Annotated in this window: 10 protein-coding genes; 5 read left to right on the forward strand and 5 right to left on the reverse strand. The window is 43.4% G+C overall.

What is annotated here, in order from left to right; all coding sequences use genetic code 11:
* Positions 1 to 7: 7 nt before the first annotated feature.
* A complete protein-coding gene (locus IPJ86_02585) occupies positions 8 to 445 on the reverse strand; it encodes an acyl-CoA thioesterase (GenBank protein MBK7886212.1) in 438 nt (145 codons plus the stop codon).
* 86 nt (positions 446 to 531) lie between these two features.
* Between IPJ86_02585 and IPJ86_02590 the strand changes: the two genes are divergently transcribed.
* From IPJ86_02590 to IPJ86_02600, 3 genes are read left to right on the forward strand one after another with little or no spacing between them, the layout of a single operon-like run.
* Positions 532 to 1,242 carry a DUF2807 domain-containing protein gene (locus IPJ86_02590; protein MBK7886213.1) on the forward strand — a complete coding sequence of 237 codons (711 nt, stop codon included), beginning with the start codon at positions 532 to 534 and terminating at the stop codon, positions 1,240 to 1,242.
* A 49-nt stretch (positions 1,243 to 1,291) separates the two neighbouring features.
* Positions 1,292 to 2,089, forward strand: a complete 798-nt coding sequence (locus IPJ86_02595) for a glycosyltransferase (protein MBK7886214.1) — start codon at positions 1,292 to 1,294, stop codon at positions 2,087 to 2,089.
* A 5-nt stretch (positions 2,090 to 2,094) separates the two neighbouring features.
* Positions 2,095 to 2,481 (forward strand): glycosyltransferase, encoded by a 387-nt coding sequence (locus IPJ86_02600; protein ID MBK7886215.1) that lies wholly within the window; start codon positions 2,095 to 2,097, stop codon positions 2,479 to 2,481.
* Positions 2,482 to 2,562: 81 nt separating this feature from the next.
* Here the strand turns inward: IPJ86_02600 and IPJ86_02605 are convergent, their stop codons facing one another.
* Together IPJ86_02605 and IPJ86_02610 are read right to left on the reverse strand one after the other, a co-directional pair.
* Complete coding sequence (locus IPJ86_02605; protein ID MBK7886216.1) at positions 2,563 to 6,840, reverse strand: PAS domain-containing protein; 4,278 nt, start codon at positions 6,838 to 6,840, stop codon at positions 2,563 to 2,565.
* A gap of 20 nt (positions 6,841 to 6,860) precedes the next feature.
* A complete protein-coding gene (locus IPJ86_02610; GenBank protein ID MBK7886217.1) occupies positions 6,861 to 8,234 on the reverse strand; it encodes a sigma-54-dependent Fis family transcriptional regulator in 1,374 nt (457 codons plus the stop codon).
* 79 nt (positions 8,235 to 8,313) lie between these two features.
* On the opposite strand from IPJ86_02610, the gene IPJ86_02615 reads away from it, so the two are divergent.
* Positions 8,314 to 9,537 (forward strand): MFS transporter, encoded by a 1,224-nt coding sequence (locus IPJ86_02615; protein ID MBK7886218.1) that lies wholly within the window; start codon positions 8,314 to 8,316, stop codon positions 9,535 to 9,537.
* A 300-nt stretch (positions 9,538 to 9,837) separates the two neighbouring features.
* Here the strand turns inward: IPJ86_02615 and IPJ86_02620 are convergent, their stop codons facing one another.
* Positions 9,838 to 10,044: a hypothetical protein gene (locus IPJ86_02620; protein MBK7886219.1), complete on the reverse strand. Its 207-nt coding sequence runs from the start codon at positions 10,042 to 10,044 to the stop codon at positions 9,838 to 9,840.
* A 92-nt stretch (positions 10,045 to 10,136) separates the two neighbouring features.
* Complete coding sequence (locus IPJ86_02625; protein ID MBK7886220.1) at positions 10,137 to 10,625, reverse strand: hypothetical protein; 489 nt, start codon at positions 10,623 to 10,625, stop codon at positions 10,137 to 10,139.
* A gap of 534 nt (positions 10,626 to 11,159) precedes the next feature.
* Here IPJ86_02625 and secA point away from each other — a divergent pair.
* A complete protein-coding gene (gene secA, locus IPJ86_02630; GenBank protein ID MBK7886221.1) occupies positions 11,160 to 14,501 on the forward strand; it encodes a preprotein translocase subunit SecA in 3,342 nt (1,113 codons plus the stop codon).
* The last annotated feature ends 75 nt before the right edge of the window (positions 14,502 to 14,576 follow it).

A 14,576-nucleotide genomic window follows, 5' to 3' on the forward strand; every position in this document is an offset into this window, starting at 1 on the left:
TTGAATTTTACTGCGAATGGAATGCCGGTTCAAAATTTAATGCTTTCACCTTCCAGCTTTCAGGAACAGGAATGGGTTTGTTCAATTCATAGTTAAAACAAACCTGAACGGATTTCCCTTCTGCGGCAATCACCTCAACATTTCCGTTAATTCTAACAATTTTATATTCCATATCGAAGCTTGTTCTTCCAATTTTGCTCAGGCGGATATGCACCCATACTTCATCTTCCAATAAAACAGGACTTTTATAATCCACTTCGATACGTGCCAGAATAATACCCTCTTTATTCCACTCTATTTTCTCTGCAATGACCTCATTGAAATAAGCTACCCTTGCTAACTCGAAATAAATCAGGTGGTTGGCATTATTGACATGCCCCATCTGATCCGTATCTTTAAACCGTAACTGAATACGCGTCTTGAACTTAAAACCATTAATCTCCATTGCTTTGCTTTCTATGATAAGATCGACAAAGATAAAACGGGCACTCAATCAAACAAGAATTATTACCTTAGCTCAATAAAATGATCATGAAAAACCATCTTCAACACTTTGTCATCCTTCTTTTAATATTTTTTGTTTCTGCATGCATGCCTTCTGTTAGCGGAGAAGGGGATTTGGTAAAGCAATCGCGGGAAGTGGAAGGCTTTCAAAAAATCGAACTCAATCTGACTGCGAGGGTTACCGTTATTATCGCCGATACCACTTCTGTTGTTGTGGTAGCGCAGCCCAATCTTCAGGAATACATAGAAACAAAAAACGAAGGAGAGACACTTGTCATCAGTTCTTCCAGAAGGCTTAAGGCGACCAAGCCCATTGAGATCGTCATGACATGTCCGGCACAGGAGGCATTAACTATAAACGGATCTGGAGATATTTTCATCATTAATCCATTCAAAATTGAAAAACTCAATCTGGACATCAATGGTTCCGGGGAGATACATGCCCATATTAACTCCAGGAAAATCGTCACGAACATCAATGGTTCCGGCGATGTCTTTTTGAAAGGAAATGCAGAGATGCATGCTGCGGAAATTAACGGTTCCGGAAAAATTAAAGCAGAGGAATTAGAAGTAGAAAAATACCAAATTCAGATAAACGGTTCGGGAGATGCGGATATTCATGCGACGTCCAAACTCTCCGTCAAGTTGACCGGAAGTGGAAATATTAAATACAGCGGACAACCTGCTATTGAAAGTGAAATCATCGGTAGCGGCGAGTTAAAGAAAAACAACAACTAAATTTTCATTCCGGGGCGAACCCATTACCTTTGCGTCTACTCCTTCTCCATTGAAACGACCCCGGCTGCTCTTCCTTACCTCGCGATTTCCCTATCCGTTGGAAAAGGGTGATAAACTCAGAGCATTTCATTTGATTCGCCACCTGAGCAACCATTTTGACATCTGCCTCTTTGCGATAAACGAAGAAACACCCCGGGCTTCGTGGGTGAAGGAAGTTTCCCCTTATTGTATAGCCATTAAAACCGTTGTGATCAGCAAATTTCAATCGCTTCGTTCGATGCTCTTGCGTCATCACATTCCTTTTCAATCCGCTTACTTTTATTCAGATGCAGCACAGCAATCCTTGAATGAATTTGTAAAAGAATATCAACCGGATGTGGTCTTCTGTCACCTCCTCCGAATGAGTGAATATGCCAAACGCCTAAACATAGAGCCGAAAGTGCTGGACTATATGGATGCGTTTTCAAAAGGGATGGAACGCATGCAATCCACCAGTTCATGGTGGTTGAAAATTCCTTCAAGGATAGAAGAAAAGCGTCTTTTGAAATATGAAGAGGAAATCTTTGATCGCTTTCAATACCATATCATCATTTCCGAACAAGACAGGGCACATATTCCACACCAGGAGCGGGAACGGATTGATATCATTCCAAATGGCGTTGATTTCGAATATTTCGCTCCGACAGCTGCTGAAAAAACATACGATTTACTCTTTAACGGACATATGTCCTATCCTCCAAATATTGCCAGTGCTCTTTATACTGCAAATGAAATATTTCCCTTGCTTAGAACCATCGATAAAAACATCACCTTGCATATTGCAGGAGCCGATCCGGTACAAAAATAAAAGATTTGAACGGAGGAGGCATCACCGTTACGGGTTGGGTAGATGACATCCGAACGGTTTATTCGTCATCACGCATCCTCGTAGCCCCAATGGTCATCAGCATCGGCTTACAAAATAAAATTTTACAGGCGATGGCGATGAAAATCCCCTGCGTCATCTCCGCTATGGCCAACAATGCATTGGGAGCAGAGCACAATAAACAGGTCTTGGTAGCCAATACGCCGGAAGAATACTGCAGGTACATTCAACAGCTGCTCAATGACAAAGACTTCTACAGGAATATTGCTGAATCTGCCTATCAATTTGTTAAAAGCAGATTCACCTGGGAAGAAAACACAGAAAAAATCACACGTGTCATACACGCCCTGTTGCAGGAAAAAAACGACCAATAAATCCTTTTACAATTCTGATTATTTTCGGACAGGCACAACAGTTAGAAATACGTTAAACTTATCAGGCGACTCCCAAAACAATCAGTTTTTTGCATCGGTGCTCAGGTTTTCTATTTCATATTTAAACAAAATGGCTACTTTATCAATAATTTCTTTCAGCAATTTAAGATCCGTTTCCATTTGATCTTTCGTTCTCCTTTTATCTCTATAACCCTCTATATTTCTGATCGCTTCTTTAAGTGACACAATACCTGCGCTGTCCAATGTAGGTTTTATTTTATGCGCTAATGTACTCACGGCGTCCATCTCCGCATTTTCGAAATGCACAAGCATTTTATCGACGATAGCGGGTATTGATTCTATAAAAATGGTGAGCATCCGCAAAATAAACGCTTTATTCTCCGGCGAATCCTTCTTCAGCATGGAGAGATCGTAAAGTGGCTGTACCCCATACACCGGCTTTTTCCGGGTGGGGAATTTTCGTTTCCTCATGGTATCAGAGAGTCGGTCTTTCCCTCTGATATGCCGGGCAATCCGCTTATACAATGTTTCCTCCTTAAAAGGCTTGATGACCCAATCATTCATTCCTTCAGTGAGAAACTGGCGATGTGCCTGCTTTCCGGTATTGGCGGTAATGGCAATGATAGGAATACCGGCCTTTCTCTGATCTTTAAAAAGGCGGATTTCTCTTGTAGCTTCCAGCCCATTCTTCACCGGCATCTGAATATCCATCAGGATAAGATCATAATTATTGTTGCGTGCCAGCTCAACAGCTTCTTCTCCATTCATGGCAATATCTACTTTAAAGCCCCAATCCCGTAACATGGCTTCGGTAATAAAAAGATTCACTTTATTATCTTCTGCCAACAGCAGGTGTAATGTTCCCAAATTAATTACCTCCAGTTGCTTTTCAGTAACGGACAAGGATTTCCCATCTGCTTTTTTATAGGTGATGTAAAACTGAAAATTACTACCGACATCGGGTTCACTTTCCACCCAAATATTTCCACCCTGACGTTCAACGAGACTTTTCGAAATGGTAAGACCCAGACCCACTCCACCCTGTTGCATATTGAATGGATCGGCTTGTGTAAAACTCTCAAAAATCTGAGATTGAAGATGAACAGGTATTCCTATACCGGTATCTTTCACCGAAAAGAGAATCTTAATATGGTGCTCGCTTTCCTCCATCACCTTATGCGTAAGCACTACTTCGCCACTATTGGTAAATTTAATCGCATTATTGAGTAAGTTCAACAGAATCTGATTGAGACGATACGGGTCACCCATAACTAATGGAAGAGGGGCTGATCCTTCATGCAAATGCCGAAGTGAAATATCTTTTTCTTCTGCTTTAAAAAGCTGGAGATTGATTGCGGTATCAGCGACACGAGCGGGATCAAAAATAATTTCTTCGAGCGAAAGCTTACCTGCGTCAATCTTTGCAAAATCCAGTACATCATTAATTATCACCAGGAGGTTCTCGGCAGTTTGATGCAAGACATCCATATATTCCCTTTGTGTGGTGCTGAGTACTGATTTTTGAAGGAGACGTGACATTCCCAAAATTCCATTCAGGGGAGTGCGCAACTCATGGCTGATATTCGCAAGAAAATACTCCTTTGCTTTTGAGGATTCCTCTGCCTGTACTCTTGCTCTGATCAGCTCTTCTTCTACCACCTTACGCTCATTGATATCGATCACGGTACCAAATAGCATAAATGGAACACCTTTCTCATCCCTCATCACTCTTCCCCGCCCTTCCACATGCTTTAAATTTCCCTGAGGCAACATAATCCGAAACTCCAGAATCTCTTCCTCGATCGTAGTCTTTGTCATCATCATCGCCTCCTCGAACTGTTCAATATCATCCGGATGAATCGTACTTCTTATCTCGGCTAAATCAGGAGAAGGCAAATTCAAATCGCGTTCCCAGATATGATACATCCCTTCGGTCCATACCATTTGATGATTACGCATATCAAAATGCCAGGAACCCAGCTTGGCAATTTTTTGAGCTTGCAGGAGACTTTGTTCACTTCGACGTAATTTCTCTTCTGTCGCTTTACTTATCGTAATATCGGTATTTGTTCCATAAATTTTCTCTACACGACCGAGCGTATCTTTAATTGCTTTTCCATTTGTAAAAAACACCTTTTCATTATTGAGACGGGTTTTCACTTTATACTGCACCTGAATCGAGTCTCCGCTACTTACTAATTTTCCAAAGGCACTTCTGACGAGCGCTCTATCTTCAACCGACACACAATTATAAAATTCTTCTGACTGTGGTATGGCATCCTCCGGATCTATATCCCACATTTTATACATGCCCGGTGACCATACCGAACTAAACTCCGGTAAAATGGTGACCTCCCAGCTTCCTGAATGCGATAATTCCTGTGCTTCAAAAAGCCGTTGTTCGTTAAGGCGTAACCGTTGCTCATTGAGCATTCTTTCTGTAACATCAATACAAGACCCCACCAACACTTTAACAGCCGGAGCAGGATCATCAGAAATCTTTGAAACCACTTCTATATACTTCACTTTTCCGGTTGGCGTTACAATACGATACTGTAATGTCCATGGTAACGAATTGATAGTTATTCCGGCTTCAACACTTCTAATACGATCAATATCTTCCGGGTGAAGGTACTTATAGAAAATATCGATATCCGGCTTCAACGTCTCCTCCAATTCCCAGATCAGGTACATTCCCTTCGACCATGTTATTTCTCCTGTACTCAAGTTCATAGAAAAGCTTCCTGTTTTCGCCATTTTCTGCGCTTCGTTCAAACGCTGTTCATTATAGCGGAATAACTCTTCAGACATTTTCTGATCCGTGATATCCGTAATGGTACCGAACACCGTCACGATATCACCGGCATCATTAAAAACGGGGCTATTTACGATACGAAGAAATTTAACCTTACCGGAACCCGTAATTATTCTGGTTTCCCAAATAAAATCGGCTCTGCGGGAAGACAACTCCTTCCAAAGTTCCTGCAAGGTCTGCTGATCATCCGGATGAAGCATTTTACTAAACTCCGTTGGATCGGTGACCGGAACAGCAGGGTCCCACTCGTAAATTGCATAGCATGCCCGTGAGTATCGAATGGTATTTTTAACAACATCCAGCTCATAATCACCCATCTTGCCCAACAACTGCGCTTCGTTCAGTCTTTTTTCGTTCAGTTGCAAATTTTGCTCTGAACGCACTTGTTCCGTGATATCAATCACAGAACCAAAAACGGCAACAACTTTTCCTGAATCATCCAATACCGGCTTTGCTATCGTACGGACTATCTTTTCACCGGATGGCAGCTGTAACTTATAATTAAAATCTCCTTCTTTGACCTGTTCAATAATTTCAGCGACTTTATCATAGATCATCAGGCCGTCTTCTTCGGAGATGGTATTCATTACTTCATCTAACGATGGAGGTCCGGCTGCTTCACTTCTTTCCCAAATCAGATACATCCCCACTGACCATTCCACTTTATCATCTTTCAGGTGTCGAATCCAGTTTCCGGACTTGGTCAACTTCTGAGCTTCCGCCAACTGCTGTTCACTGATGCGCAACAGATCTTCCTTCACTTTCCGTTCCGTCACATCCGTTGAGATGCCCAATAAATTCACTGTACCATCCGCTTCTATCAATGGAACTTTTACTGTATCAAACCACAAGCGCTCCCCATTGCTTTTTGTAAAGGGTTCTTCGATGCGCAGCATATGGCCCTTTTCAAATACCTGCAGGTCATTTTTTGAATAACCGTCTACCTCCGCTGAATTGGAATGCAAGTCGTAATTATTTTTCATTCTGATACCGTCTTTAGGAATATTAAAAAGTTCCGCGACGGCCTTATTCGCAAGCAGAAATCTTCCACTTTTATCCTTCACAAAAATCAAATGCGGACTATTGTTTAAAACGGCTTCCGTAAAGCGTTTGTTTGCTTCCAGTTCTTCTCTGGCTTTTCTTCTCTCAGTAATTTCAATACCGTTACCTATCATACAAGCGATGCGCTGTCCATCTTCTGAAAAAACGGGGAACAATCTCCGCAGAAAAATACGGGTCACTCCTTCCTTGTCGGTCATTCGTTCTTCCCATTCTATCGACTTACGGGATTCCGATACCTGCTTAAATCTATCCCGACGCTGATGGGCTACTTCCACATCAATTCCACGAAACATACAATACTCGAGATCTGTTTTACCCACAATCCAGGCTCTGATGACAGGATCAGCAACAGCATAGGGATTTACGTAAACATATCTGCCCTCCGGATCCAGAATGGCGACATCACTCTGCATATGCTCCAGCACTTTTTCAAAAAATGTATCTTTATTCGTAAGTGGCATAATACAACCTCTTTTTAAAATTATAATTTTCCTTCTTTCAGTAAGCGGTATATTGTAGATTTCCCCACTTGCAATCGTTTTGCCACTTCAATCACATTGTGATCAAAACGCTCCAGGTAATGACGAATTATTTTATGGGTGTATTCATCGAGGCTGAGATCCTGATCGAGCAAATCGACAGGTGTTCTGGCTGCGGTGAATGAAATATCCTCTGCGGAAATCACATCTGTATCGGTCATTACGGCGGCCAACTCGATGACTGCTTTCAATTCCCTCACATTACCAGGATAACGATAAGCCAGTAATTTCTCCTTTGCTGCCGTACTAAACTGGCGTTTCGATAATTTATTAGAGGAACAAAATGCATCCAGAAAATGCTTTCCCAATAAGAGTATATCATTGCCCCGGTCTCGCAGCGGAGGCATCAGTATAGGAAGTCCCAGTAAGCGATAAAAAAGATCCTCGCGAAATTTTCCCGCCTGTACTTCATCACTCAAAATTTTATGCGTGGCTACAATTATCCTTACATCAACCGGTATCACCGCATTTCCTCCCACTCTGACCACTTCGCGTTCCTGCAAAACACGCAGAAGCTTTACCTGCAAACTGACATCAAGGTCGGCAATTTCATCTAAAAAGAGTGTGCCGCCATTGGCTTCTTCAAACTTTCCCATCCGTGATGAAACAGCGCCGGTAAACGCCCCTTTCTCATGCCCAAAAAGTTCACTTTCGATCAGTTCACGGGGAATCGAAGACATGTTAACAGCCACAAATGGTTTCCTCGAACGCTGAGAATTGAAATGAATCGCCTTCGCTGCCAATTCCTTTCCTGTACCTGTTTCTCCGGTGATGGAGACATTGATGGTGGTGGCTGCCGCTCTTACAATCAAGGCATACACTTTCTGCATCACCTCGCAATTACCAATGAGAAGATGTTGAATCTCATACTGATGACCGATCTGCTCTCTTAAATGCTGAACTTCCTGCTTTAGTGCAACACTCTCTCTGATTTTATTAATAGCATTCCATACCCGCTCCCGCGTCTGATCGTTTTTAACAAAATAATCATAGGCACCTTCGCGTAACAAATTCAACGCAGTGGCAATATCTTCCTGTCCCGAAATAACGATTACAGAAATATCAGCGGAAATGGAGCGTACCTTTTTTAGCAATTCATCCCCTTTCATATCGGGAAGGGAATAATCCAGGGTAATCACATCGGGTGTCGAACTGCTTAATGCTTCCAACAACTGTGCGGCACTTTCAAATTTTTTGACTTTATTATCCGGATTAAGTGTGATATGATGCACCAATAATTCACCATACCATAAATCATCCTCAACCACAAAGATTTGCAGTTCCTTCTTATCTGAAAAGTTATTTTGAATAGCCATTATTTTCCAAAGATAAAAAAGTATAAAGAGAACCTGACGATCAGGGAGGTTTACTTATAATTAGTTTAGCTTTGTCCTGATGCAAAACGGGCATGATCCATATGCTGCTCTGAAATACAGCGGTTTTCGTTTATTCCTCCTTGGAAAATTTCTACTGACGGTAGCACTTCAGATTCAGGCTATCGTTGCCAGCTGGATGATCTATAAAATCACCAAGGACCCTTTTGCGCTCGGGTTAATCGGACTCACGGAAGCTATTCCGGCATTATCTCTGGCACTTCCGGGGGGATTTCTGGCAGATCGGTATAACCGGCGAAAGCTGATGTTAGCCTCTACTTTCCTGATGCTGGTGGCTTCTGCCGGTTTGGTGGTGTATGCTTTTGAAGATAGTTTACAAATGGAAACCTGGCCGGCTTATCTCGTTATTTTCTTCATCGGTTTAGCCCGGGGGTTTTATAATCCCGCGCAGTCGTCGTTTTGGGGACAATTATTACCGAAAGAAAAATACATCAATGCTTCCGTGTGGAACAGCAGTCTCTGGCAGGTGGGAGCGGTGAGTGGCCCTGCTATTGGCGGCTTGTGTTATGCGTGGCTGGGACCGGGAGTAACGAGTATTATCGTTTGCGGGCTGATGATCGTTGTATTGGTCTGCTATTTTTTCATCAAAAACAGACCCATGCCGGCAGCCAACCGTGAGGAATCCATCCGGGAATCTTTAAGTAAGGGTATAAAATTTTTCTTCGGTCAGCAGATATTACTTTCTGCTGTAAGTCTTGATCTCTTTGCCGTACTTTTCGGAGGTGCGGTAGCGTTATTACCTGCCTTTGCGGATCAGGTGTTGCATACCGGACCGGAAGGACTTGGATTTTTACGATCCGCTCCGGCGGCGGGTGCTGTACTTATGGCTGCAGTGATGGCTTATCGTCCCCCTTCCAAAGGAGCGGGCAAACTCATGCTCTGGTGTGTAGGAGGATTCGGACTTTGCATGATCGGATTTGCCTTATCCGAAAATTATTTTTTATCGTTAGCGCTATTATTTGCAAGCGGTATGTTCGACAATGTAAGTGTGGTCATCCGATCTACGATATTGCAAAGCTACACACCCGACGAAATGCGGGGAAGAGTATCGGCGGTCAACAGTATTTTTGTTGGTTCCTCCAATGAAATAGGTGCTTTTGAATCCGGTTTTGCTGCGCGCTTCCTCGGACTCGTCAACTCCGTCGTTTTCGGGGGATGTATGACATTGGCTGTTGTTGGCATCACCTGGAAGGCGGCCCCTAAACTACGCAGTCTGCATCTCTAAACATCAGTGATCATAAAACAGACCCCAGTCATCGGGTATATCTTTCCTAACTTGAAACTTTAGTGCGGTGTTTTCAATGTCAATTTACTGATGGATTTAGATTGACAGTGACAAATTGTTTATGGCTTTTAACCCACCTACGCTAAAACTCCAGATAGGCATGTGATGACTTCGCAAAGGCTTCTGCACGTAGGTAAGGATAAATTTTCTCATTGAAACGCTGCGGTCGCGGCGATCCCGCTGCGGTCGCGGCGTTTAAATATTGAATCCTTTCCTCTAATACAATTGCTTTTAACTCTCCTACGCTAACTGTGTGCTCCAAAGCTTTAGCGACGGAGTATAAATGCTCCAAAGCTTTAGCGACGGAGTAAGCTTCGGTCTGCAGGCTAAGCCATCACCCAGGCTACGGAAGGCAAGCACGGAATCGGAGACTACTTCGCTATAGCTAGTAAGTCCGAAAGGGGTTTGCGCTTTGAAGTAAAACAGGAAAACATCGGCTGAATTCATTTAACTTATAATTTAACCCGTGAATGTAGATCAAAGTCATGAGCATCACCTGAAAAGCGGCACCGAAACTACGCAGTCTGCATCTTTAGGCATCAGTGATCGTAAAACAGTCCCCAGTCGTCGGGTATATCTTTTGTTTTATCAAACGAATTCACCCAGTCGACGAAAAGCAATCTGAACTCCTCAATTTCATCTCGCAGCAACTGCAGATAATGCGGTTCTGAAATACCCAGCATCCGAAGACCGGACGTTTGCACGAGCAGATTTCTGGCAGCTAATTTTATCTGCACAGCATTTTCCATGCGGAGGGTATAGATATCACCACTCTCGGCACCGGCGATTTTCGCGCCCAGAATTCCCGCATCACACAACATTATTTCACGGTAATGCACCACGAGATCATCCTCTTCTTTAAAGGTCTCTACCAATGCATGCACCAAATCAAAAATCTGATTCGCCTTAATCATGACAGGCAAACTGTAAATGCGTTCATGCTCTTTTTTAATTTCACTCCTTGCTTCATCGTTCACTTCATCATCAAAAGAAGCCTCATCAAAATCATCATTGTTGTTCCAAAACATAAGATCAGGTTTTTAGGTTAAGTGCCAAAGATACTTGCTGAACTAACCTAAGTCAAGTAAATAGTTATTTACAAACGAATACAATTGCTGAATGTTAAAAGAATACAAGAATATCAGGGATAAATGATTCTGATTTCATTTGTTTGAACAACGAACAGCCAGAATAAAACTTTCCTTACCATCAGGAAGGATGAAAACGTAATCAGGAAATTCATCAGACGCTCTTCTCCCTCTAAAATAAAATTAGCAACAAGGAACAACATCAACATTGTTCACCACCCGATTCTGAGAAAAATACAATAATAAAAATGCACGCTGCGCCCGGGTTTATTGACCATGGACATCAACGACCGGCCTCGACCGGCTCGCGAAGGAAAATTTCCGGGAAATCTTATACTCCTTCACACACAAGTCATTAGAAATACTACTCCCCTAAATTACAATACATTAGAATATGATTCGTCCTTAGGATTTCGAGGTAAGATCTCCTCAAGAAAGCCTACCTTTGCACTTCTCTGAATTCCCCATAAAACCATGTTTGATTTTATCAATAAATTACTTAAAACCTTCCTGGGCAGCAAATCTGATCGCGACCTGAAGGAACTACTTCCGTTTGTAGAAAAAATTAATGCTGAATATGTTAAGCTGTCTTCTATCAGCAATGATGAGTTAAGAGCCAAGACGATAGCTTTTCGCGAGCAGATTCAAAACCATATTGCCGGTGTTGAGCAGGAATTAACTGATTTAGCAGCCTCTGCCGAAAACAACACGGACATTGATCTTCATGAAAAGGAGCGCATTTTTGCCCGTGTAGATGAGCTGAAGAAAGAGCGCAATACAAAAATCGAAGAGGTGCTGATGGAAATTCACGCCCAGGCTTTTGCGGTGGTGAAGGAAACTGCACGGCGCTTTAAAGAAACAGGCGACCTCACCGTTACTGCTACCCCACATGACCGAGACCTTGCAGCCAAACGCAATAGTGTGGTTATCAACGGCGACACTGCTACTTACAAGAAAGTATGGATGGCAGCAGGAAATGAAACGAGCTGGGAAATGTTGCATTACGATGTACAGCTTATTGGTGGTACCGTTTTGCATCAGGGGAAAATTTCAGAAATGGCCACGGGAGAAGGAAAGACATTGGTCGCCACCCTGCCCATCTATCTGAATGCCCTCGCAGGCAGAGGAGTGCATATCGTTACCGTAAATGATTACCTGGCGAAAAGGGACTCGGAATGGAATGGACCTATCTTCGAATTTTTAGGTCTTACTGTTGACTGTATCGATAAACATCAGCCGAACTCTCCGGAACGCCGGAAAGCCTATTTAGCCGACATCACCTACGGAACCAACAATGAATTTGGTTTCGATTATCTGCGTGATAACATGGCGCGAAGTCCGGAAGATATTGTACAACGCGAACATCATTATGCTATCGTGGATGAGGTCGATTCTGTATTGATTGATGATGCCCGAACCCCATTGATTATTTCCGGACCAACACCAAAAGGGAACGACCAGGAATTTCATGCCTTGAAACCAAAAGTAGAAATACTTGTCAATGCACAACGGAATTATGTGAATTCACTGATAGCGGATGCAAAGAAAAATTTCGACAATAAAGATAAGCAGGACGAAGTAGGTTTATCCATTCTTCGTGCGCATAGAGGAATGCCGAAGCATAGAGCATTGATAAAATTCCTCAGTGAACCGGGAGTACGCGCCTTGTTGCAGAAAACGGAAAACCAATACATGGCTGAGCAGGGCCGGCAGATGCGGGAGAAAGTGGATCCGGAATTGTTTTTTGTGATCGACGAAAAAAATCATAGCATTGAATTGTCGGAGAAAGGTGTTGACCTCATCGGTCATAATGCAAGTGATCCGCATTTCTTCGAATTACCGGATGTAGGATCCGTGATGGCGGATATTGAGAAGTCGGGGATGACTGCCGAGGAGAAAATAATTAAAAAAGATGAATTGCTCCGCGATTTTTCCATCAAAGGAGAACGCATTCATACCATCAATCAATTGTTGCGTGCCTATACTCTTTATGAGAAGGATGTGGAATACATCATTCAGGAAGGCAAGATTAAAATTGTTGATGAGCAAACCGGACGTGTACTCGACGGACGACGTTACAGTGACGGATTACACCAGGCCATTGAAGCGAAAGAGAATGTTAAGGTAGAAGCAGCTACACAAACGTACGCTACGGTGACCTTGCAAAATTATTTCCGTATGTATCATAAGCTCGCCGGTATGACCGGTACAGCAGAGACGGAAGCGGGCGAGTTCTGGCAGATTTATAAATTAGATGTTGTTGTCATTCCTACACATCGAAAGATCACGCGTAAAGACGAAGAAGATCTGGTGTATAAAACCACACGTGAGAAATACAATGCCGTCATTGATGAAATTGTAAAACTCACCGAAGCGGGAAGACCGGTATTGGTGGGTACAACGTCTGTAGAGGTATCCGAGTTACTCAGCCGGATGCTGGGACAACGGAAGATCAAGCACAATGTACTGAATGCAAAACTGCATCAACGTGAAGCGGAGATTGTAGCGCAAGCGGGGCAAGCCGGTACCGTTACCATTGCTACCAACATGGCCGGTCGTGGTACGGATATCAAGTTAGGAGAAGGTGTTAAAGAATCAGGTGGTTTAGCCATCATTGGTACAGAGCGCCACGAATCACGCCGTGTGGACCGACAGTTACGCGGACGTTCCGGACGACAAGGAGATCCGGGTTCTTCACAGTTCTTTGTTTCGCTGGAAGATAATCTGATGCGTTTATTTGGATCGGATCGTATCGCCAGTCTGATGGACCGTATGGGTCTCAAGGAAGGCGAAGTCATTCAGCACAGTATGATCACCAAGAGTATAGAGCGCGCGCAACGTAAGATCGAGGAGAATCACTTCGGAACGCGTAAACGTTTGCTCGAGTACGATGACGTGATGAATGCACAACGTGAAGTGATTTACAAGAAGCGACGACATGCCTTGTACGGAGAACGACTTGCGCTTGACTTACAGAATATGTTGTATGATCTTGGGGAGAACATGATCATCAGCCATCAGGAGTCGCGCGACTTTGACAATTTCAATCTTGATCTCATTCGCTACTTCGCGGTAGAAACGCCGATAGCAAAAGATGAATTTCTTGCAGGGAAGACAGAAGCACTGACAGAAACTTTATTCACTTTCCTCGATGAACATTACCGCAACAAATCGAAGTTCATAGCCGAGCGTGCGTTCCCGATCATCAAACAGGTGTACGAACAGCAGGGGCAGCAATTTGAGAATATTGTAGTTCCATTCAGCGATGGCATCCGTATGGTTCAGGTGTTGGCGCATTTGAAGAAGTCGTATGACTCGCAGGGGCTGGAGATGATTCGTGCCTTTGAGCGCAATATCGCATTGGCCTTAATTGACGATGCCTGGAAGGAGCATTTACGCGAGATGGACGATTTAAAGCAGAGTGTACAGAATGCAGTGTATGAGCAAAAAGATCCGCTGTTGATTTACAAATTTGAGTCGTTTGAACTCTTCAAGAAAATGCTGGAAGAAGTCAACCGCGATACCATGTCGTTCTTATTCAAGGGACAGGTAGCGATTGAGGAACCACAGCAAGTGAAGCAGGCACCACAACCACAACGGACGGATATGAGTAAGTTGCGCACGACGCACGATGAGTTTAAGCAAAACGTCTCCTCTACCGGCGCGCCTAACGGTGATGTACTTCCGCAGGGACCACCTCCTCCTGTTAAGCATGAGCCGGTTCGCGTGGAGAACAAGGTTGGTAGAAATGAACCTTGTCCTTGCGGCTCCGGGAAGAAGTATAAGTCCTGCCACGGGGCGATGGTGGAGGGTTAATTCAGAATGCAGAATGCAGAACCTGCCTGCGCCGAGGCTTCGGCAGGCAGGTTCAGAATTAAAAATTTTATCTAG

This window comes from Bacteroidota bacterium, from assembly GCA_016713925.1.
Lineage (GTDB): Bacteria > Bacteroidota > Bacteroidia > AKYH767-A > OLB10 > JAJTFW01.

Coding starts and splice junctions, on each gene's coding strand:
- IPJ86_02585 (MBK7886212.1), bottom strand. CDS start 445: ATGGAGATTAATGGTTTTAAGTTCAAGACGCGTATTCAGTTACGGTTT.
- IPJ86_02590 (MBK7886213.1), top strand. CDS start 532: ATGAAAAACCATCTTCAACACTTTGTCATCCTTCTTTTAATATTTTTT.
- IPJ86_02605 (MBK7886216.1), bottom strand. CDS start 6,840: ATGCCACTTACGAATAAAGATACATTTTTTGAAAAAGTGCTGGAGCAT.
- IPJ86_02610 (MBK7886217.1), bottom strand. CDS start 8,234: ATGGCTATTCAAAATAACTTTTCAGATAAGAAGGAACTGCAAATCTTT.
- IPJ86_02615 (MBK7886218.1), top strand. CDS start 8,314: ATGCAAAACGGGCATGATCCATATGCTGCTCTGAAATACAGCGGTTTT.
- IPJ86_02620 (MBK7886219.1), bottom strand. CDS start 10,044: ATGAATTCAGCCGATGTTTTCCTGTTTTACTTCAAAGCGCAAACCCCT.
- IPJ86_02625 (MBK7886220.1), bottom strand. CDS start 10,625: ATGTTTTGGAACAACAATGATGATTTTGATGAGGCTTCTTTTGATGAT.
- secA (MBK7886221.1), top strand. CDS start 11,160: ATGTTTGATTTTATCAATAAATTACTTAAAACCTTCCTGGGCAGCAAA.